Origin of the sequence: Streptomyces sp. NPDC058663 (assembly GCF_042716745.1) — a bacterium.
Taxonomy (GTDB): domain Bacteria; phylum Actinomycetota; class Actinomycetes; order Streptomycetales; family Streptomycetaceae; genus Streptomyces.
Window position 1 is genome coordinate 91,531 of the sequence record NZ_JBHXRV010000024.1, and the last position, 20,241, is coordinate 111,771.

Here is a 20,241-nt window from a genome sequence, read left to right on the forward strand (position 1 = left end):
AGGAGGGTCATTCTCCAGATCAAACCGGCATTGGCTCGATGACACGCCGCTTAGGCCCCTAGGATTCCCCTATCACCTCACCGGTCTCATTCGACAGGAACCTCATGAGCGACACATCCGCCTCCCCATACGGCTTCGAGCAGGTGCGGCGTGGTTACGACCGCGGTCAGGTGGACGACCGCATTGCCAAGCTGCTCGCCGACCGTGACAGTGCACTCGCCCGAATCACCTCTCTGGAAAAGCGCATCGAGGAGCTCCACCTCGAAACGCAGAACGCTCAGGCCCAGGTCAACGACGCGGAGCCGTCGTACGCCGGCCTCGGTGCCCGCGTGGAGAAGATCCTCCGCCTTGCCGAGGAGGAGGCGAAGGACCTGCGTGAGGAGGCCCGTCGCGCTTCCGAGCAGCACCGCGAGCTGGCCGAGTCGGCCGCCCAGCAGGTGCGCAACGACGCCGAGTCGTTCGCCGCCGAGCGCAAGGCGAAGGCGGAGGACGAGGGCGTCCGGATCGTCGAGAAGGCGAAGGGCGACTCCGCCCAGCTCCGCTCCGAGGCGCAGAAGGACGCGCAGTCCAAGCGCGAGGAGGCGGACGCGCTCTTCGAGGAGACGCGCGCCAAGGCCGCCCAGGCCGCCGCGGACTTCGAGACCAACCTGGCCAAGCGCCGCGAGCAGTCCGAGCGCGACCTGGCCTCCCGTCAGGCGAAGGCGGAGAAGCGTCTCGCGGAGATCGAGCACCGGGCGGAGCAGCTGCGCCTGGAGGCCGAGAAGCTGCGCACGGACGCCGAGCGCAGGGCCCGTCAGACGGTGGAGACGGCGCAGCGTCAGGCCGAGGACATCGTGGCCGACGCCAATGCCAAGGCCGACCGGATCCGCAGCGAGTCCGAGCGCGAGCTGGCGGCGCTCACCAACCGCCGCGACTCGATCAACGCCCAGCTGACCAACGTCCGCGAGATGCTGGCGACGCTGACCGGTGCGGCCGTGGCCGCCGCCGGCGCACCGGTCGAGGACGAGCCGATCTCCCGCGGAGTCCCGGCCCAGCAGTCCCGCTAGACACCACCCCGCCGTACCCCCCGTGCGGTGACAAAGCCCCTCGCCACTCCCCGGTGGCGGGGGGCTTTGTCCGCATTTAGCGTGGCAGGCATGATCGAGGTTTCCGGCCTGACGAAGCGGTACGGCGAGAAGGTCGCGGTGGACGGCCTCACCTTCCATGTGAGCCCCGGCATCGTCACCGGCTTCCTCGGCCCCAACGGGGCGGGCAAGTCCACCACGATGCGGATGATGCTGGATCTCGACCGCCCGACCGCGGGCCACGTACGCATCGACGGCAAGCGCTACACGGACCTCAGGGAGCCCCTGAAGTACGTGGGGGCACTCCTGGACGCCAAGGCCCTGCACGGCGGCCGCAGCGCCTACCACCACCTCCTGTGCCTGGCGCAGAGCAACGGCATCCCGGCCGCCCGGGTCGGCGAGGTGCTGGACACGGTCGGGCTGACGGGGGTGGCCAGGAAGCGTTCCAAGGGCTTCTCGCTCGGCATGGGTCAGCGCCTGGGCATCGCGGCCGCGCTGCTCGGCGACCCGGAGATCCTGATGTTCGACGAGCCGGTGAACGGGCTCGACCCCGAGGGCATCCACTGGATCCGCAACCTCATGAAGTCGCTGGCCGCGCAAGGGCGTACGGTCTTCGTCTCCTCGCACCTGATGAGCGAGATGGCGCTGACCGCCGACCACCTGGTGGTCATCGGGCAGGGGCGGCTGCTGGCGGACATGTCGATGGCTGAGTTCATCCGCACCAATTCACGCGCGTACGTCAGGGTGCGCAGTCCGCAGCAGGAGCGGCTGCTGGACGTGCTGCACCAGGCCGGGATCACGGCCGTCGCGGCGGGCAACGGGAGCCTCGAGGTGGACGGCGCCGCGTCCGAGCAGCTCGGTGAGCTGGCCGCGCGGCACCAGCTCGTGCTCCATGAGCTGAGCCCGCAACAGGCTTCGCTGGAGGAGGCGTTCATGCGGCTCACCGCGGAGTCGGTCGAATATCACGCACACGCGGTCTCACCCGCGCAGCCGACGGGATGGCGGACCTGAGATGCATGCCGGTTACGTACTGAAGTCGGAATGGACCAAGATCAAGTCGGTGCGGTCCACCGGGACGACACTCGCGCTCGCCGTGGTGTTCACCATCGGGCTCGGATTTCTGATCAGCGTGCTGTCCAGGAACGAGTTCGCGAAGATGGACGCGAAGGAGCTGCGGTTCGCCGATCCGACGTTCCTCAGTTTCGCGGGAACGAGCCTCGGCCAGCTCGCAATGATCGTTTTCGGTGTGATGGTGGTCGGCAACGAATACAGCACCGGAATGATCCGCACCTCGCTGGCCGCGGTACCGCGGCGGGGCATTTTCCTGTTCAGCAAGATCGGAATTGCGACCCTGCTCGCATTCCTCGTCGCACTGGTCACCAGCTTCGTGACGTTCTTCGTCGGACAGGCGGCGCTGGGCGAGTACAAGGCGACGCTGAGCGATCCCGGCGTACTGCGGGCGGTCTTCGGCTGCGCGCTGTACATGACGCTGATCGCGGTGTTCGCGATGGGAGTCACCGCGGTCCTGCGCTCGCCGATGCTCTCGCTGGGCATCCTGATGCCGGTGTTCTTCCTCCTCGCGCCGATCCTGGGCAATGTGGAGGCCACCCGCAAGATCGGCCGGTTCCTCCCCGACCAGGCCGGCAGCAGGATCATGCAGGTGGTCACCCCGGAGAACGACACGGTGCCCTACGGCCCCTGGGGCGGGCTCGGGATCATGCTGATCTGGGTGGCACTGGCGCTGCTGGCGGGCTGGCTGGTACTGAAGAGCCGGGACGCCTGAATCCCAGGACGCCTGAGTCCGGGGACGGGACGACCCCCGCGAGTGGTCTTGCGAACATCCGTTCTTGGCCGGAACCGCATGCCCCTGGTTAAGCTCCTAGTGCTTACGGGGGCGTTACGGATCGCTGTAGACCGCACGTGATCTTTCCCCCGACGATCTGTCGATGGGGCTCTGGAGAATGATCGAGGCAGTCGGCCTGACGAAGCGCTACGGCGCCAAGACGGCCGTGTACAACCTTTCCTTCCAGGTACGGCCGGGCACGGTGACCGGCTTTCTGGGGCCCAACGGCTCCGGCAAGTCCACCACCATGCGCATGATCCTGGGGCTTGACGAGCCGACCGAGGGCCATGTCACCATCGGCGGCCACCCCTTCCGCAAGCTGCCCAACGCTCCCCGCCAGGTCGGTGCCCTGCTCGACGCCAAGGCCGTGCACGGCGGCCGCAGCGCCCGCAACCACCTCCTGTCGCTGGCCCAGCTCTCCGGCATCCCGGCGAGCCGCGTCGACGAGGTGCTCGGCGTGGTCGGCCTCCAGGACGTGGCCCGCAGGCGCTCCAGCGGCTTCTCCCTCGGCATGGGCCAGCGCCTGGGCATCGCCGCCGCCCTGCTCGGCGACCCGCAGGTGCTGCTCTTCGACGAGCCGGTCAACGGCCTGGACCCCGAGGGCATCCTCTGGGTGCGCAACCTGATGAAGATGCTGGCCTCCGAGGGCCGTACGGTCTTCGTCTCCTCGCACCTGATGAGCGAGATGGCGCTCACCGCCGAGCACCTGATCGTGATCGGCCGCGGCATGCTGCTCGCCGACATGAGCGTGCGGGACTTCATCGCCGCCAACTCCGCGGGTTTCGCCCGGGTGCGCACCCCGCAGACCGACCCCGCCCAGCGCGAGAAGCTCTCCGCAGTGCTCACCGAGGCGGGCGGCCAGGTGCTGCCCGAGCCGGACGGCGCGCTGCGCGTCACCGGCCTCGCCCTGCCGAGGATCTCGGACCTGGCGCACGAGGCGGACGTACGGCTGTGGGAGCTGGCGCCGCACCAGGCGTCGCTGGAGGAGGCGTACATGCGGATGACGCAGGCCGCCGTCGACTACCGCTCCACCGCCGACCAGCTCGCGGGCTTCGACCAGGCCCCGGCCGGCCTGCTGCCCGGACAGCCGCTGCCCGGACAGCCGCTGCCCGGCGGGCCCGTCGACGCGCAGGCCGCGCCGCAGCACGGCTGGTACGCCCCGCCACCGCCCCAGCCGGGGCAGCCGCACCCCGGGGTGCCGCCGGCCTCGCCCGCCACCGTCCCGGTACCGGCCGGGCAGAACCCGTACGCGGCCCCGGCCGCTCCCCCGGCCCCCGCCGCGGGTCCGGCCCCCGCCACGGATCCGGCCCCCGCCGCAGGTCCGGCACCCGCCGCGGCGCCCGCGCCCGGCAAGAGCGACGACACCAGCAGCGACACCCCCGAGGACGCCCGATGACGACTCCCGCGACCCCGTACCAGCAGCAGGGCGCGGCCCCCGCACAGCAGCAGCAGGAGTGGCAGGGACCGCAGCAGCACGGCCCCGGGTACGCCTCCCCCGTCCCGCTGCGCAGGGCCACGCTCATGGACGCGCTCGCCTCCGAGTGGACCAAGATCCGCTCGGTGCGCTCCACGATCTGGACGCTCGGCGTGATGGTCGTCCTGGTGCTCGGCGTCGGCGCGCTGATCACCCTCGCGCTCACCTCCGCGGACTCGCTGCCGACGGAGGAGTCGCCGGTCATGTTCGGCTTCGTCGGTGTGCTGCTCGGCCTCATCCCGGTGATCACCCTCGGCGTGATGACCATCGCCTCCGAGTACGGCACGGGCATGATCCGCACCACCCTGACCGCCTGCCCCAGCCGCGCACGGGTGCTGACCGCCAAGGCCGTGGTCTTCTTCCTGCTGACGTTCTGCATCACGCTGGTGGCCACCGCGATCGTCTCCGCGCTGATGGCGGGCGTGCTCGGCGGCAGCACCGGCGGCGACCTGTGGCTGAGGGCGACCCTGGGCGTCAGCTTCTACGTCGCCTGCACCGGACTGCTCTCGCTCGCCGTCGGCTCGCTCATCCGGCACTCGGCCGGGGCGATCACCATCATGATCGGCTTCGTGCTGATGCCGCTGGTGATGGCGCTGTTCATGATGTCGGAGTCGCTGCGCGACGTACAGATGTTCCTGCTGGAGTACTCGGTGCCCAGCCAGCTCGGGTCCCTCTACGGCACCGAGATGGGCGACGGCGGCCCGACCGGCTGGGAGCCGCTGGGCATCATCGCCGTCCTGGCGGCGCTGTTCCTGGGCCTGGCGTTCCTCGTCCAGCACCGGCGCGACGTCTGACGCGACCGGGGCGCGTACCGTCGGACCGGCCCTAGTAGCGCGGCGCGTTGCGGGACCGCTGCACCCGTGTGGTGCGGCGGTCCTTCGCGTTCCAGCAGGCCTTGTGCCAGTGCCTGCGGTCGTCGACGCCGCCGTAGTCCGGCCAGGCCACCAGGTGCGGGACTCCGGAGGGAATCTCCTGGTCGCAGCCGGGGCAGCGGTACCGCTTGCCCTGCGCGCTCGCCCCGCTCACCTGCCGCACCAGCCACTCCTCCCCCTGCCAGGACTCCGCGTGCTGGAGTCCGTAGCGGTCCGGCGAGCCACCGCCGCCTCGGGTGCTGGGAGTCGGACTGGCGCCGCCTCGGGGACGGTTGTGGCGCGGAGACACGTAGCACCTCATGGGGCCGTACGGACTGTTTTCCCACAGCCTAGGCCCATCCGGCAGGGGTAGGCGTACCACTGAGGGAGGTACTGCGGTACCCCCGCGGCACCAGTAGCCGGACAATCACAAGATCTTTGCGCATGCCCGTGCCCTTGGCACTTGTCAGGCGTTAATGCCAGTGGGGGATCGCCGAACCGAGCACCCGCAAGGAGGCAAAAGGCGATGCACATTGGAGCTTTTGTACTGGCGGCCCAGTTCCCGGGCCAGGGGCAGGGGGAGACCCTGCACCGGGCCGTACGGACCGCGGAGGTCGCCGAGCAATCGGGCCTCGACTCGGTCTGGCTGGCCGAACACCACTTCGTGCCCTACGGGGTGTGCCCGTCCGCGGTGACGCTGGCCGCGCTGCTGCTCGGCCGCACCCGCCGGATCCGGGTGGGCACGGCGGTGACGGTGCTGCCCACCGCCCACCCGGTCAACGTGGCGGAGCAGGCGGCGCTGCTGCACATCACCTCCGGCGGCCGGTTCACCCTCGGCGTGGGACGCGGCGGCCCGTGGGTCGACCTGGAGGTCTTCGGCAGCGGCATCCGGGCGTACGAGGAGGGCTTCCCGGAATCGCTGGACCTGCTGCTGCGCTGGCTGCGCGAGGACCGGGTGGCGGCCGACGGCGAGCGCTACCGCTTCCGCGAGGTCGCCGTCGTCCCCCGCCCCGACGAACTGCTGGAGGGCACCCCGGGTCCCGAGGTCGTCGTCGCCTGCACCTCGGCGAAGAGCGTGAAGCTGGCCGCCGAGAAGGGCCTGCCGATGCTCCTCGGGATGCACTGCGGGGACGAGGACAAGGCCGGCATGACCGCCCTGTGGCGCTCCCACGCCCGCGCCAGTGGGCGCACGGCGGCGGAGGTCGAAGCCGGTGCGCGCGGCCATGTCTCCGCCGGGGTCGCGCAGATCGCGGACACCACCGCCGACGCCCGCGAGATCCTCACCAAGGCGATGCCGGGCTGGCTGAAGCAGGGGCTGGACGCACACGTCACGGTCGACGGCAGGCACCGCGCGATGCGCGACCCGGTGGCGTACACGGAGAAGCTGTGCGATCTGCACCCGGTGGGGACGCCGCAGGTGGCGGCGGACCGGCTGGCGGCGACCTCGGAAAGGACCGGAATCACGCGCTTCGCGCTGCTCACGGAGGGCTCCGGCGACCTCGCCTGCACGGAGGAGAACGTCCGCCGGCTGGGCGGCGACGTGCGGTCGCTGCTGCGGTGAGCGTCCGTGCCGCGGTGACCGTCACGGCGGGGGCATCCGTCACTGCCACGGTGACCGTCGCTGTCACGGTGACCGTCACTGCCCCGGTGACCGTCCGCCGCCTTCCGCCGGGCGCCTCCCGGCACCTCCCGGCGAGGGGTGGTCTCCCGGCGGGGGTTGCCACCCGGGGAGCTGCCGCCCCGGCGTCAATACACCTCCCGCGACGCGGGGGCGGCAGCCTCGTACGTCAGCAGTCCCGCAGTTCCGGAGATTGGTTGAGCAGCTGGCCGCGGATCGAAGTGAAGCGGGCGAGCCGCTCGTCGACCGAGGAGTCCAGCGGGAACACCGCGACGCGGTGGCAGTTCTGGAATGCGAGACGTACTCCGAAGTGACGCTCCAGCGAACCGCGGATGGCGTCACTCGCCAGGGCGCGCAGCAGCTGACCGCGCGCCTGCTCGTCCGGCGGCGGCGTCTGGTTGTCGGCGAACTGACCACCGTCGACCTTCAGCTGTGCCACCAGCGAGCTGATCATCTCCCATGCGAAGGGCAGGGAGGTCCGGACGCAGTCGACGAATTCTGCTTCGTCGACCTCGCCTCGCTCGGCCTGTTCCAACAGAGCCGGTGAGACGTCGAGCGACATGGGTTCTCCTCTCGCGACCCCGCACAGAGACGGGGTCTTCCGGGCAGGGCAGGAGCGCCGCAACGCAGCGTGCACGCACGGCAACCTCCTGCATCCACGGTAAGCGCGCCGCCCCTGCCGCGACAGGGGATTGCGCATACAACCGGCCATCACGGAGGGGGCGCACCGGTGCTGCGAAGGGGGTCGTACGGGGCGAATCGCGTGCACCCCGCCGCGTCGAGTAGCGTTGCTCCCCATGCGTCTCGTCATCGCCCGCTGCTCCGTGGACTACGCGGGCCGGCTCACCGCCCATCTGCCCTCCGCCCCCCGTCTGATCCTGGTGAAGGCGGACGGCAGCGTCTCCATTCACGCGGACGACAGGGCGTACAAACCGCTCAACTGGATGTCGCCGCCCTGCACTTTGAAGGAGGGCACCGGTGACGACGCCGGTGTCTGGACGGTGATCAACAAGGCGGGCGAGAAACTGATCATCACGATGGAGGAAGTCCTCCACGACTCGTCCTACGAGCTCGGCGTCGACCCCGGGCTCATCAAGGACGGCGTGGAGGCGCACCTCCAGGAGCTCCTGGCCGACCGCATCGAAATCCTCGGCGAGGGCCACACCCTGATCCGCCGTGAGTACATGACGGCGATCGGCCCGGTCGACATCCTGTGCAGGGACGCGGACGGGGCGACCGTGGCCGTCGAGCTGAAGCGCCGCGGTGACATCGACGGTGTCGAGCAGCTGACCCGTTACCTCAAACTCCTCAACCGGGACCCGCACTTGGCGCCGGTGACCGGTGTCTTCGCCGCCCAGGAGATCAAGCCCCAGGCCCGTGTGCTGGCCACCGACCGCGGTATCCGCTGCGTGGTGCTGGACTACAACGCCATGCGCGGCATCGAGGACGACAAGCTCCGGCTCTTCTGAGCCCTCGGAGCCCCGCCGGTGGCGGGTGTGCCCTGGCCGTGACGCGTGTGCGCCTTGCGCCTTGCCGTGGCGGGGGTGCCTGCCCGGGTCCCGCAGGGGATCTGGCCGCCGGTCCCGCCCGCCATCGGGAAAGAGTTCTGCCCCGCCTGTGCGACAGGCGGGGCAGAACTCTTTGTGTGCGCGGGGGCGCGTGAGTGGCGCACCCCGCGCGGAGCGCCGGTGCGCTCAGCCGATCCGCGCGACCGTGGGCCCGGCCGCGCTGACCGCCGTCCCCGGTGAGGTCGGCGGCTGGTCGTCGACGGGCGACGTCGGCGGGTTGTCCGGCGAGGTCGCCGGCGGGTTGCCCGGTGACGTCGGCGGATCGGGCTTGGGAGTCGTCGGGTCCGGTTTGGGCGTGGTCGGCGGCACCGTCGGTGTCGTCGGCGGATCGGTCGGCTTGGTCGGCGGGACCGTCGGCTTGGTGGGCGGAACCGTCGGCCTGGTCGGCGGATCGGTGGGCCTGCCCGGTGTCGTGGGCGGCTTCGTCGGCTCGCCGGCCCCGTCGGTCGGCTTGCCCGCCCCGGGGCCGGTGGTGGACGTCGGGTCCGGGGACCCGGGGCCCCTGTCGCGGCTGGTGCTGTCGGCGGCGGGCACCCCGCGCCCGGCCGAGCCGTCGTCGACGCTGCTGCTGCCGCCGCCGGAGCCGTTGCCCTCGGAGCCCTCGGCCCGGTCGGCGTCCAGGCCGCCCTTGCCGGTGTCCTGGTTGGCGGACTGCTCAGGGGTCCGGCCGCCGTCGTCGCCGACCTTGTTGCCGGTCGCGCCGAGGGTGACCACCGTGCCGAGGACGGCGACGAGCAGTGCACCCGCCCCCGCCGCGACCAGGTTGCGCCGCGCGCCGTGGAGCATCGAGCGGCGCGACGGCGGACCCTCCGCACCCCCCGCCGACCTCGTCACCAACGGCTCGTCGGAGTCCGGTGCCCCGGACAGCGACAGCGCGCCCATCCCGGCCGGCACCCCGGCGGGCGGCGAGGCGGACTCCTCGTACCCTGCGGCGGGTATCTCCTCGCCGGCCGACGAACGCTCGGTGAAGGGGTCGTACGGCGTGTCGAAGGGCGAGCGCGGGACGGCGGCGGCGTGAGCACCGGCACCGAACCCACGGCCCGCGAGCACGGGCCCCGGCGCACCGCCACTGCGGTCGGTGACCAGCGCCAGGGCCCGCCGGGCGGCGACGGTGCCCCGCTTGTCGGCGAGCGCGCCCCGCAGCCCGACGGAGGTCTCCAACTCGGCGCGCGCCCGGTCGAGCCGACCGCCGCACAGGGCGAGAACGCCCAGCTCGTGGTGGAAGTAGGCCTCTTCGCCCACCTCCCCGGCGAGCCGGGAGGCCTCAGCGCCGGTGCGCAGCGACCGCTCCCAGGCCCCCCACTGCAACCCCGCCGCGAAGGCGGGAGCCGCGGTGCGGGCCAGCAGCACGGCGGCGCTCGGGTGCTCCACCTCGGTCCCCGGCACCAGCGCGGCGAGCGCGGCCAGCACGGCGTCGGACTCGGCGGATATCCGCTCCGGCGTCACCGAGGGATGGCCTGCCCACCAGGCGTAGTGCTGGGCCGCGGTCAGCGCGTGCTCGGTGGCGTCCTCGCCGTACCCGGCGTCGAGCAGCTGTATCTCGGCCCCGGCGGCCAGCCGGTGGCGTGCCCCTGACCGCGACAGCAGCCCGCACTCCAGCAGTTCGCCGAGGGCGGCGTCCGCGTGGGTGTCGCCCACCAGCGCGGGCAGGTGGGCCTGGTGCGGCACCTCGCCGCCGAGCGCCACAGCGAACCGCAGGGTGGCCCGCGCGGACTCGCTCAGCCGTGCCGCCAGCGGCGCGACCGGGGCCATGCCCTCCGCGAGGGTCGACAGCGGTACGTCGTGGCCGTCCTCGGCATCGAAGGGCGCGTCCAGCGGTGCCTCGGTGAAGTACCCGTACTCGTCGAAGGCCCCCGGGTCGGCACGCAGGACGTCCCGCTGCCGCAGCAGTGCACCGGCCTGCACGAAGCGCAGCGGCAGCCCCTCCGACTCGAACCAGAGGTCACCCGCCCAGTTCGCCTCCTCGTCGGTGAGCGGCCGCTGCACGGCCCGCTCCAGGAGCTCCAGCGAGGAGCCCCTGCCGAGTCCGCCGAGCAGCACCTCTTCGAGGAGCCCGGACGGCGTCAGGGCGGCCGCCTCGGGCGTCACGGAGATCAGGAACGCGCACTCGGGCGTCGCGTCCAGCAGTTCCTGGAGCGCGTCGCCGCCGAACTCCAGGTCGTCCAGGACGACGACCGCCCCGATGTCGTGCACGTAGGCGCGCAGTTCGTCGGGTCCTGGCCGGTGCCGGGGCGCCCGGAAGACCGCCGCGAACAGGTCCTGCAGCAGTTCCGCCTGGGTGCGCCGGTACCCGGAGAGCCGTACGACGCCGTCCGGCGCGAGGCCCGCGCAGTCCGCGGCGACAGCGTCGAGCAGTGCGGTACGCCCCGATCCGGCGGACCCCACCAGCCGCACGGAACGGCCGCGGGAGACCAGTGCCACCAGCCGCTCGCGCTCCTCCTGCCGCTCCAGGAGCGGCAGTTCGGGTGTGGCGGGCCCGGGCGGCACGGCCGGCTTCGCCGCGCGCGCCAGTTCGGCGCGGTCGGCGGCCGGGTGCCTGACGGGCGCCCCGGGGCGCTCGCCGGGCGGGCACGGTTCTATCTCGCTGCCGTCCACCGGATTGACGGTCAGCAGGAAGTCGCCCGACGTGAGCTGTACGGTGCGGGCCGGCGCGGATGCCGCGCTCGGCCCGAGGTCACGGGTCATCGGGTCGCGCGGACGCGAACCCTCCCGCTCGTCGTGGTTGCCGTTGTTGTCCTGCCCGTACTCTTCGGATCCCCGGTTCATCGGGTCCATGGTCAAGCCCCCCAGATGCGTTGCGTGCTGACTGCCCCCTCCGGCCTTTCGCACGCTCGCTGTCGCTTCTGGTCCGGTGCCCGCCGACGTGGGTGCATCCATTACCGGGCTCGTCAAGCGGCAGGCGACCGAACCCCAGACCTTCGCCCATTATCTCCGAGCGCCGGGGGAACGAGGTCTACGGGACGTCACAGTCCTGTGAGGATTGCGCCGCCCCGCCGCGCGCCCCGCGGGGCAGCAAGTCCCCGGCCCGGTCCTCAGACCCGGGGCAGCGAGTCCAATGCCAGTCCGCCCTCGATCGCCAGGATCCGGTGCAGCCTGGTCGCCACGAGCAGCCGCTGCATCTGGGGCGGCACGCCGCGCAGCACCAGGCGCCGCCCGCACCGGCCGGCCCGTCGGTGGGCACCCATGATGACGCCGAGTCCGGCGGCGTCCCAGGAGTCCAGCTCGGTCAGGTCGAGCACCAGGTCGCCCGCTCCGTCGTCGACGGCCGAGTGCAGAACCGTACGGGCGTCCGCCGCGCTGCGGACGTCGAGGCGGCCCCCGACGACCAGCTCGACGTGATCGCCCCTGATGTGCATGTGCGCTCCCCACGAGTGCTTGAGTCCCTGTTGACTGAGTCTCTGTGCTTCCACCGGCCGTCCGGCCACTCAGTTGTCCCTCAACTGACTGTCGGAAGACCCAAGAAGTTGCCGTCTGTAAGCGAATCGATGCGAAATTCACCCCCCAGGGTGAACTCCGCACCTTTTCCCCTCCACCGTTCGATCAGTGCTTGTAGAAGCCCTGTCCGCTCTTGCGGCCGATGTCGCCCGCGTCGACCATGCGCCGCATCAGCTCCGGCGGCGCGAACTTCTCGTCCTGCGACTCGGTGTAGATGTTGCCGGTGGCGTGCAGCAGGATGTCGACGCCGGTCAGATCGGCGGTGGCGAGCGGGCCCATGGCGTGCCCGAAGCCCAGCTTGCAGGCGATGTCGATGTCCTCGGCGCTGGCAACACCCGACTCGTACAGCTTCGCCGCCTCGACGACGAGCGCCGAGATCAGCCGGGTGGTCACGAAGCCGGCCACGTCGCGGTTGACGACGATGCAGGTCTTGCCGACGGACTCGGCGAACTCCCGTGCGGTGGCGAGGGTCTCGTCGCTGGTCTTGTAGCCGCGGACGAGCTCGCAGAGCTGCATCATCGGCACCGGCGAGAAGAAGTGCGCTCCGACCACGCGCTCCGGGCGCTCCGTCACGGCGGCGATCTTGGTGATCGGGATGGCGGAGGTGTTGGAGGCGAGCACCGTGTCCTCGCGCACGATCTTGTCGAGGGAGCGGAAGATCTCGTGCTTGACCTCCAGCTTCTCGAAGACGGCCTCGACGACGATGTCCGCGTCGGCGACGGCGTCCAGCTCGGTGCTGGTGGTGATCCGGGCGAGGGCTGCCTCGGCGTCCTGAGCCGTCAGCTTGCCCTTGCTCACGAACCTGTCGTACGAGGCCTTGATGCCGTCGGTGCCACGGGTCAGCGCCGCGTCGGTCACATCGCGCAGGACCACGTCCCAGCCCGCCTGCGCCGAGACCTGGGCGATGCCCGATCCCATGAGACCGGCACCGATGACGGCAAGCTTCCTGGCCACTGCACACTCCCTTGACTACTGCTCCGGCCGACTCCGGCTGACGGGCCCTCAGGCACCGCGCGCTACCGGGTGTTCGTTGTCCTGAGGCGGAGGCTATCGCCGGATGCGGCCGCTGGGGCGGCGAAGAGATGCGCGTCACGTCTCACATGACGGACATCACACTGGTACGGGCGGGGGTGCGACGAGTGACTAGGCTCCTACGCATGGTCAATCTGACGCGTATCTACACCCGTACCGGCGACAAGGGCACCACCGCGCTCGGTGACATGAGCCGTACAGCCAAGACCGATCTGCGGATCGCGGCGTACGCGGACGCCAACGAGGCCAACGCGGTCATCGGTACGGCGATCGCGCTGGGCAGCCTCGGCGAAGACGTGGTCAAGGTCCTCACCCGGATCCAGAACGATCTGTTCGACGTGGGCGCCGACCTGTCGACGCCGGTCGTGGAGAACCCCGAGTACCCGCCGCTGCGGGTCGAGCAGTCGTACATCGACAAGCTGGAGGAGGACTGCGACGGCTACCTCGCGGAGCTGGAGAAGCTGCGCTCCTTCATCCTCCCGGCGGGCACGCCGGGCGCCGCGCTGCTGCACCAGGCGTGCACGGTGGTCCGGCGCGCGGAGCGCTCGACGTGGGCGGCCTTCGAGGTGCACGGCGACACCATGAACCCGCTGACGGCCACGTATCTGAACCGGCTGTCGGACCTGCTCTTCATCCTCGCCAGGACGGCCAACAAGTCGGTCGGCGACGTCCTGTGGGTGCCGGGCGGCGAGCGCTGACCGGAGAAAAACGGGGACGGGCGGCGGGACGCCGGACACGGGCGGCGGCCGACGTGCGGACGCCGGGGTGCCGGGTGCGGGCGCCGGGGTGCCGGACGGCGGGCGCCGGGGTGCCGGACGGCGGGGGAAGCCGCCGCCCGGCACCGGATCACTTCTTGAGGTACGTCCCGGCCTTCCCCGGCTCCGCGTCCGCGTCCCGCGCGTCCGGCGCCGGATCGGACTTCGGGAACAGTGTGTAGCTGCCGGCGATGATCAGGTTGATCACGGCCACGATCCCCATCTTGGACTGCCAGTTGCGCAGCGACGCCACCTGGCCGCTGTCCCCCACGTACAGGATCGCGAGCTGGAGGAGCCCCGCAGCGATACCGGCCGCCAGGATCCACCGGGCGGCGCTCTTCCACTCGTACACCATCCGTGCGGTGCCGTACTTCGGCGGCTTGACCGGTGCGGGCCCGCCCGCGAACCGGTGCGCGAACCGCACGTCGATGACCTTGATCATGTAGTGGCCCATGGCCACCGTGAAGCCGATGTAGACCGCGGCGAGACCGTGCTTCCAGTCCGCCTGCGCACCATTCTTCAGGTCGATCGCGGTGACCACCAGCAGCACCACTTCCAGCAGCGGCTCGCACAGCAGCAGCGCCGCCCCGAGCCGCGGCATCTTCGCCAGATACCGCAGCGAGAGCCCGCCGAGCAGCAGCACCCAGAACGCGACCTCGCACGCGATGATCAACGCGACGATCATGACGACACCTCTCCCGTGAGCATGTCCCCATGGTCGCCGCGCCCCCACCCGCAGGTCATCGTCCCCAGTGAGGAAAACGGCCTGCATCCTTCGGTGGAGAAGGGGTGGAGAAGAGTGGACAAGGCGGGTCGCGGGGCGGAACGGGCCGCGACCTTCTCTGGTCCAGACCTCTTGACGATTGGTCCAGACCTTGGCACGCTCGCCGCACTGCAGTGGTGAGCACGCCATGACAACACCTCCCCCATTACGGGCGTGCTCACCAGGCGGCGCAGGTCCCATACCCGTCATGTCGGACCTCTCTCTCGGGAGCAACCCTTGAGTACTGCAACCCCCCCTTGTCCCCCGCGCACCTCGCGCCTGAGAAGGCGCCTCACGGCCACGCTCACCGCGCTCGTCGTTCCCCTCGCCGCGATGGTCGGCCTCGCCTCCCCCGCGCAGGCCGCGCCCGCCGCGACGGCGACGTACACCAAGAAGTCGGACTGGGGCTCCGGTTTCGAGGGCTCGTGGACCGTCAAGAACACCGGCACCACCACCATGACCTCGTGGACCGTGGAGTGGGACTTCCCCACCGGCACCAAGGCCGGCTCCGCCTGGGACGCCTCGCTCAGCGCCTCCGGCAACCACTACACGGCCAAGAACCTCTCCTGGAACGGCACCCTGGCCCCCGGTGCCGCCGTCACCTTCGGCTTCAACGGCACCGGCCCCGGCAACCCGAGCGGCTGCAAGCTCAACGGGCTGTCCTGCGACGGTGACACCCAGCCGGGCGACGCCGCCCCTTCCGCCCCGGGCACCCCGGTGGCCGGCGGCATCACCGACACCTCGGCCAAGCTGACCTGGACGGCCGCCACCGACGACAAGGGCATCAAGAACTACGACGTCCTGCGCGACGGCTCCAGGGTCGCCACCGTCACCGGCCTCACGTACACCGACAACTCCCTGACCAAGGGCACGAGTTACTCGTACGCGATCCAGGCCCGCGACACCGCCGACCAGACGGGCCCGGCCAGCGGCTCCGTCGCGGTCAAGACCACTGGCGGCGGCACCGACCCGGGCCCCGGGCCCGGTGACCAGGTGAAGCTCGGATACTTCACCAACTGGGGCGTCTACGGCCGCAACTACCACGTCAAGAACCTGGTGACGTCCGGCTCCGCGGCGAAGATCACCCACATCAACTACGCCTTCGGCAACGTCCAGGGCGGCAAGTGCACCATCGGTGACGCCTTCGCGGACTACGACAAGGCGTACACCGCCGAGCAGTCGGTCGACGGGGTCGCCGACACCTGGGACCAGCCGTTGCGCGGCAACTTCAACCAGCTGCGCAAGCTGAAGGCCAAGTACCCGCACATCAAGGTGATCTGGTCGTTCGGCGGCTGGACCTGGTCCGGCGGCTTCGGTGAGGCGTCCAAGAACCCGGCCGCGTTCGCCGACTCCTGCTACAAGCTGGTCGAGGACCCGCGCTGGGCCGATGTCTTCGACGGCATCGACATCGACTGGGAGTACCCGAACGCCTGCGGTCTGACCTGTGACACCAGCGGTCCCGCCGCCCTCGGCAACGTGGCCTCCGCCCTGCGCACCAAGTTCGGCGCGAACAACCTGGTCACCGCCGCCATCACCGCCGACGCCTCGGAGGGCGGCAAGATAGACGCCGCCGATTACGCCACCGCGGCCAAGTCCTTCGACTGGTACAACGTGATGACGTACGACTTCTTCGGCGCCTGGGCGGCGAAGGGCCCGACGGCCCCGCACTCCCCGCTCACCTCCTACCCGGGCATCCCGCAGGCCGGCTTCAACTCCGCCGAGGCGATCGCCAAGCTGAAGGCCAAGGGCGTCCCGGCCAAGAAGCTCCTGCTCGGCATCGGCTTCTACGGCCGCGGCTGGACCGGCGTCACCCAGAAGGAGCCGGGCGGCACCGCCACGGGCCCGGCGGCCGGAACGTACGAGCAGGGCATCGAGGACTACAAGATCCTCAAGGCCAAGTGCCCGGCCAACGGCACCGTCGCCGGCACCGCCTACGCGCACTGCGGCACGGACTGGTGGAGCTACGACACCCCGGCCACCATCAACTCCAAGATGGCCTGGGCCAAGGGCCAGGGCCTGGGAGGCGCCTTCTTCTGGGAGTTCAGCGGTGACACCGCCAACGGCGAGCTGGTCACGGCGATCGACTCCGGCCTGAAGTAGCCCCCGGGGATCACGCAGCAGGACAGACAGAAGGCCGGCAGTTCGGGTCCGCCCCCGAACTGCCGGCCTTCTTCATGTCACCCGCACCAGTCCTGCGCCACGTTGACGCTCACCAGTCCTGCGCCACGTCGACCTTCCCCCAGACTTCGTCCGGGGGTACCCCCCACCAACGAGAAGGCCTGTCTAAGCCACATTGACTCTCCCCCAGACTTCGTCCAGGGGTACCCCCCACCAACGAGAAGGCCTGTCTAAGCCACATTGACTCGTTGGCCGGGCGGCGCCGCTTCGAGCCACGCGAGGAACCCGGTGAGGGCGTCCTCGCTCATCGCCAGCTCCAGTCGCGTACCCCGGTGGACACAGCCCAGGATGTGCGCGTCGGAGAGCAGCGCCAGCTCCTCCTCGCCCTCGGGCGCGCGTCGCGTGACGACCTCGATGGCGGAGCGCTCCAGGACCCGGCGCGGCTTGGGAGAGTACGAGAAGACCCGGAACCAGGCGATCCGGTCGCCGCTGTAGCGGGCGACGCCGTACACCCAGCCCTTGCCGGAGGTGTCCAGCTCTTCGGGGGTGTCCCAGCGCAGCGAACAGTCGAAGGTGCCCCCGGAGCGCTGGATCAGCCTCCGGCGCAGCCCGAAGACGAACAGTCCCACCAGCACCAGCAGGACGACAGAGCCGCACACAAGCAGAGCGAGGATCATCTCCTACGACCTCCTCGCCTCATCCAGTACCACTACGGAAAAGCACTACGCACTCGGAACAGCAGCACACGCGACACAGAACCGCATCTGCATCGCCTCAGCCGCGACCCGTCCCGGAAGTATCCAGTACGAGCCGCGGCTGAGGAAAAAACTCTTGTCGCGAGACGGGATCAGTGTCCCGCCACCGCGCGCAGACGGACGTCGGCACGACGCTCGGCGGCGGAGTCGTCCGCCGCCTTCGCGGCTTCCAGCGCCCGCTCCGCACGCGCGGTGTCGATCTCGTCGGCCAGCTCGGCGATCTCCGCGAGCAGAGACAGCTTGTTGTCGGCGAACGAGATGAAACCGCCGTGCACGGCGGCGACGACGGTGCCGCCCTCGCTCGTACGGATGGTCACGGGGCCCGATTCCAGCACACCCAGAAGCGGCTGGTGACCGGGCATGACGCCGATGTCGCCGGACGTGGTGCGCGCGACGACCAGTGTGGCCTCGCCGGACCAGACGTTGCGGTCCGCTGCGACCAGCTCGACGTGCAGCTCAGCAGCCAAGGGTGGCTCCTCGGGTCACCACCCGGCACTGCTGCCGGGTGTTGGGTCAAAGTCTAGGGGGTGTACGGGAGAGGGGCGGGGCAGGCCCGCCCCTCTCACACGTACGGCACTACGGGTGGTGCCTGGCGTCAGCTGACGCCGAGCTCCTTGGCGTTGGCCTTGAGGTCCTCAATGCCACCGCACATGAAGAACGCCTGCTCGGGGAAGTGGTCGTAGTCGCCGTCGCAGATCGCGTTGAACGCGCGGATCGACTCTTCCAGCGGTACGTCCGAACCGTCCACGCCGGTGAACTGCTTGGCGACGTGGGTGTTCTGCGACAGGAACCGCTCGACGCGACGGGCGCGGTGGACAACGAGCTTGTCCTCTTCACCCAGCTCGTCGATACCGAGGATCGCGATGATGTCCTGGAGGTCCTTGTACTTCTGCAGGATCCCCTTGACACGCATGGCGGCCGCGTAGTGGTCCGCCGCGATGTAGCGGGGGTCCAGGATGCGCGACGTGGAGTCGAGCGGGTCCACCGCGGGGTAGATGCCCTTCTCCGAGATCGGGCGCGACAGAACGGTCGTCGCGTCCAGGTGGGCGAAGGTGGTGGCCGGCGCCGGGTCGGTCAGGTCGTCCGCGGGGACGTAGATCGCCTGCATCGAGGTGATCGAGTGACCACGGGTCGAGGTGATGCGCTCCTGGAGGAGACCCATCTCGTCGGCCAGGTTCGGCTGGTAACCCACCGCGGACGGCATGCGGCCGAGGAGCGTGGAGACCTCGGAACCCGCCTGCGTGTAGCGGAAGATGTTGTCGATGAAGAAGAGCACGTCCTGCTTCTGCACATCGCGGAAGTACTCCGCCATGGTCAGACCCGAGAGCGCGACGCGAAGACGCGTGCCCGGCGGCTCGTCCATCTGGCCGAACACGAGCGCCGTCTTGTCGATGACGCCGGACTCGGCCATTTCCTCGATGAGGTCGTTGCCCTCACGGGTGCGCTCACCGACACCGGCGAACACCGACACACCGTCGTGGTTGTTGGCCACGCGGTAGATCATTTCCTGGATCAGCACGGTCTTGCCGACACCGGCACCACCGAACAGACCGATCTTTCCACCCTTGACGTACGGGGTGAGAAGGTCGATGACCTTGACGCCGGTCTCGAACATCTCGGTCTTCGACTCGAGCTGGTCGAACGACGGGGCCTTGCGGTGGATGGGCCACCGCTCGGTCACCTCGGCGTTGGCCTCCGGCTTGTTCAGGATCTCGCCGAGGGTGTTGAACACCTTGCCCTTGGTCATCTCGCCGACGGGGACGGTGATGCCCTCGCCGGTGTCGGTGACCGGGGCCTGGCGGACCAGACCGTCGGTGGGCTGCATCGAGATCGCGCGGACCAGGCCGTCACCCAGGTGCAGGGCGACTTCCAGGGTCAGCGTCTTGACCTTGCCGTCCTCGGCCGGGTCTGCGACCTGGACCTTGAGGGCGTTGTAGATCTCCGGCATGGCGTCGACGGGGAACTCCACGTCGACGACAGGGCCGATGACACGGGCAACACGGCCCGTGGCGGCGGCCGTCTCCACAGTGGTCGTCATTACTTGTCACTCCCCGCGTTCGCGTCGGCGAGGGCGCTGGAGCCACCGACGATCTCGCTGATTTCCTGGGTGATTTCGGCCTGGCGGGCCGCGTTGGCAAGCCGGGAGAGGCTCTTGATGAGCTCCCCGGCGTTGTCGGTCGCCGACTTCATCGCGCGCCGGCGGGCGGCGTGCTCGGAAGCGGCGGACTGAAGCAGTGCGTTGTAGATACGGCTTTCGACGTATCGCGGCAGCAGGGCGTCGAGGACGTCCTCCGCCGACGGCTCGAAGTCGAAGAGCGGAAGGATCTCGTCCTTCTTGCCCTCCTCCTTCTCGACCTCCGTGAGGCTGAGCGGCAGCATCCGGTTCTCCACCGGGTTCTGCGTCATCATCGACACGAACTCGGTGAACACGATGTGCAGTTCGTCGACACCGCCCTCGGCCGTCTCCCTGGTGACTGCCTCGATGATCGGGGCGGCCACCCGCTTGGCGTCCGCGTAGGTGGGGCTGTCGGTGAAGCCCGTCCACGAGTCCGCGACCTTGCGCTCGCGGAACCCGTAGTAGGCGACACCCTTGCGGCCGACGATGTACGTGTCGACCTCCTTGCCCTCGCCGCGAAGCCGCTCGGTGAGCTTCTCCGCAGCCTTGAGGGCGTTGGAGGAGTAGCCGCCGGCCAGACCGCGGTCGCTCGTGATGAGCAGGACCGCGGCGCGGGTCGGGGCCTCGGCCTCGGTGGTCAGCGGGTGCTTGGTGTTGGATCCGGTCGCCACCGCCGTCACCGCGCGGTTCAGTTCACGGGCGTACGGCGTGGAGGCCGCCACCTGGCGCTGAGCCTTGACGATGCGGGAGGCGGCGATCATCTCCATCGCCTTGGTGATCTTCTTGGTCGCGGTGACGGATCGGATGCGACGCTTGTAGACCCGGAGCTGGGCTCCCATGAGTCAGGTC

The 20,241-nt window shown here is 70.2% G+C and carries 19 protein-coding genes; 9 read left to right on the forward strand and 10 right to left on the reverse strand.

Going from position 1 to position 20,241, the window contains the following annotated elements:
* Nucleotides 1-104: 104 nt before the first annotated feature.
* From ACFWVV_RS19190 to ACFWVV_RS19210, 5 genes are all read left to right on the forward strand, one after another.
* The gene (locus tag ACFWVV_RS19190) at nucleotides 105-1,046 is read left to right on the forward strand and encodes a cellulose-binding protein (protein WP_384352000.1); all 942 of its coding nucleotides are present in this window, start codon (nucleotides 105-107) and stop codon (nucleotides 1,044-1,046) included.
* 90 nt (nucleotides 1,047-1,136) lie between these two features.
* Nucleotides 1,137-2,075 (forward strand): ABC transporter ATP-binding protein, encoded by a 939-nt coding sequence (locus ACFWVV_RS19195; protein ID WP_384351998.1) that lies wholly within the window; start codon nucleotides 1,137-1,139, stop codon nucleotides 2,073-2,075.
* 1 nt (nucleotide 2,076) lies between these two features.
* Entirely contained in the window at nucleotides 2,077-2,847 is a 771-nt protein-coding gene (locus tag ACFWVV_RS19200; protein ID WP_384351996.1) for an ABC transporter permease, read from the forward strand.
* A gap of 178 nt (nucleotides 2,848-3,025) precedes the next feature.
* The gene (locus ACFWVV_RS19205) at nucleotides 3,026-4,303 is read left to right on the forward strand and encodes an ABC transporter ATP-binding protein (RefSeq protein WP_384352179.1); all 1,278 of its coding nucleotides are present in this window, start codon (nucleotides 3,026-3,028) and stop codon (nucleotides 4,301-4,303) included.
* A complete protein-coding gene (locus ACFWVV_RS19210; RefSeq protein WP_384351993.1) occupies nucleotides 4,300-5,175 on the forward strand; it encodes an ABC transporter permease subunit in 876 nt (291 codons plus the stop codon). The genes ACFWVV_RS19205 and ACFWVV_RS19210 overlap by 4 nt, the downstream gene beginning before the upstream one ends.
* A gap of 31 nt (nucleotides 5,176-5,206) precedes the next feature.
* Here the strand turns inward: ACFWVV_RS19210 and ACFWVV_RS19215 are convergent, their stop codons facing one another.
* Complete coding sequence (locus ACFWVV_RS19215) at nucleotides 5,207-5,542, reverse strand: ATP/GTP-binding protein (RefSeq protein WP_384351990.1); 336 nt, start codon at nucleotides 5,540-5,542, stop codon at nucleotides 5,207-5,209.
* A 216-nt stretch (nucleotides 5,543-5,758) separates the two neighbouring features.
* On the opposite strand from ACFWVV_RS19215, the gene ACFWVV_RS19220 reads away from it, so the two are divergent.
* A complete protein-coding gene (locus tag ACFWVV_RS19220) occupies nucleotides 5,759-6,793 on the forward strand; it encodes an LLM class flavin-dependent oxidoreductase (protein ID WP_384351987.1) in 1,035 nt (344 codons plus the stop codon).
* 226 nt (nucleotides 6,794-7,019) lie between these two features.
* On the opposite strand, the gene ACFWVV_RS19225 is transcribed toward ACFWVV_RS19220, so the two are convergent.
* A complete protein-coding gene (locus ACFWVV_RS19225) occupies nucleotides 7,020-7,412 on the reverse strand; it encodes an SCO5389 family protein (protein ID WP_384351984.1) in 393 nt (130 codons plus the stop codon).
* A gap of 235 nt (nucleotides 7,413-7,647) precedes the next feature.
* Between ACFWVV_RS19225 and nucS the strand changes: the two genes are divergently transcribed.
* Nucleotides 7,648-8,319: an endonuclease NucS gene (nucS, locus tag ACFWVV_RS19230; protein WP_384351981.1), complete on the forward strand. Its 672-nt coding sequence runs from the start codon at nucleotides 7,648-7,650 to the stop codon at nucleotides 8,317-8,319.
* Between the two features lie 225 nt (nucleotides 8,320-8,544).
* On the opposite strand, the gene ACFWVV_RS19235 is transcribed toward nucS, so the two are convergent.
* The 3 genes from ACFWVV_RS19235 to ACFWVV_RS19245 form a co-directional block, all read right to left on the reverse strand.
* Nucleotides 8,545-11,193, reverse strand: a complete 2,649-nt coding sequence (locus ACFWVV_RS19235; protein ID WP_384351978.1) for an ATP-binding protein — start codon at nucleotides 11,191-11,193, stop codon at nucleotides 8,545-8,547.
* A gap of 257 nt (nucleotides 11,194-11,450) precedes the next feature.
* Nucleotides 11,451-11,774, reverse strand: a complete 324-nt coding sequence (locus ACFWVV_RS19240; RefSeq protein ID WP_384351975.1) for an STAS domain-containing protein — start codon at nucleotides 11,772-11,774, stop codon at nucleotides 11,451-11,453.
* A gap of 184 nt (nucleotides 11,775-11,958) precedes the next feature.
* Nucleotides 11,959-12,807, reverse strand: coding sequence for a 3-hydroxyacyl-CoA dehydrogenase family protein (locus ACFWVV_RS19245; RefSeq protein ID WP_384351972.1), 849 nt, complete (start codon nucleotides 12,805-12,807; stop codon nucleotides 11,959-11,961).
* 203 nt (nucleotides 12,808-13,010) lie between these two features.
* Between ACFWVV_RS19245 and ACFWVV_RS19250 the strand changes: the two genes are divergently transcribed.
* Nucleotides 13,011-13,583 carry a cob(I)yrinic acid a,c-diamide adenosyltransferase gene (locus ACFWVV_RS19250; protein ID WP_384351969.1) on the forward strand — a complete coding sequence of 191 codons (573 nt, stop codon included), beginning with the start codon at nucleotides 13,011-13,013 and terminating at the stop codon, nucleotides 13,581-13,583.
* A gap of 148 nt (nucleotides 13,584-13,731) precedes the next feature.
* Here the strand turns inward: ACFWVV_RS19250 and ACFWVV_RS19255 are convergent, their stop codons facing one another.
* A complete protein-coding gene (locus tag ACFWVV_RS19255; RefSeq protein WP_384351966.1) occupies nucleotides 13,732-14,325 on the reverse strand; it encodes a hypothetical protein in 594 nt (197 codons plus the stop codon).
* A 411-nt stretch (nucleotides 14,326-14,736) separates the two neighbouring features.
* On the opposite strand from ACFWVV_RS19255, the gene ACFWVV_RS19260 reads away from it, so the two are divergent.
* Nucleotides 14,737-16,503, forward strand: coding sequence for a glycosyl hydrolase family 18 protein (locus tag ACFWVV_RS19260; protein ID WP_384352176.1), 1,767 nt, complete (start codon nucleotides 14,737-14,739; stop codon nucleotides 16,501-16,503).
* A gap of 248 nt (nucleotides 16,504-16,751) precedes the next feature.
* Here ACFWVV_RS19260 and ACFWVV_RS19265 read toward each other — a convergent pair whose 3' ends face one another.
* The 4 genes from ACFWVV_RS19265 to ACFWVV_RS19280 all read right to left on the reverse strand — a co-directional run bounded on the left by ACFWVV_RS19265 (nucleotide 16,752) and on the right by ACFWVV_RS19280 (nucleotide 20,231).
* The gene (locus tag ACFWVV_RS19265) at nucleotides 16,752-17,198 is read right to left on the reverse strand and encodes a DUF2550 domain-containing protein (RefSeq protein WP_384351964.1); all 447 of its coding nucleotides are present in this window, start codon (nucleotides 17,196-17,198) and stop codon (nucleotides 16,752-16,754) included.
* Between the two features lie 170 nt (nucleotides 17,199-17,368).
* A complete protein-coding gene (locus ACFWVV_RS19270) occupies nucleotides 17,369-17,743 on the reverse strand; it encodes a F0F1 ATP synthase subunit epsilon (RefSeq protein ID WP_345228397.1) in 375 nt (124 codons plus the stop codon).
* A 128-nt stretch (nucleotides 17,744-17,871) separates the two neighbouring features.
* Complete coding sequence (gene atpD, locus ACFWVV_RS19275) at nucleotides 17,872-19,314, reverse strand: F0F1 ATP synthase subunit beta (protein WP_384351960.1); 1,443 nt, start codon at nucleotides 19,312-19,314, stop codon at nucleotides 17,872-17,874.
* Entirely contained in the window at nucleotides 19,314-20,231 is a 918-nt protein-coding gene (locus ACFWVV_RS19280; protein ID WP_384351957.1) for a F0F1 ATP synthase subunit gamma, read from the reverse strand. The genes atpD and ACFWVV_RS19280 overlap by 1 nt, the downstream gene beginning before the upstream one ends.
* Nucleotides 20,232-20,241: the final 10 nt, after the last annotated feature.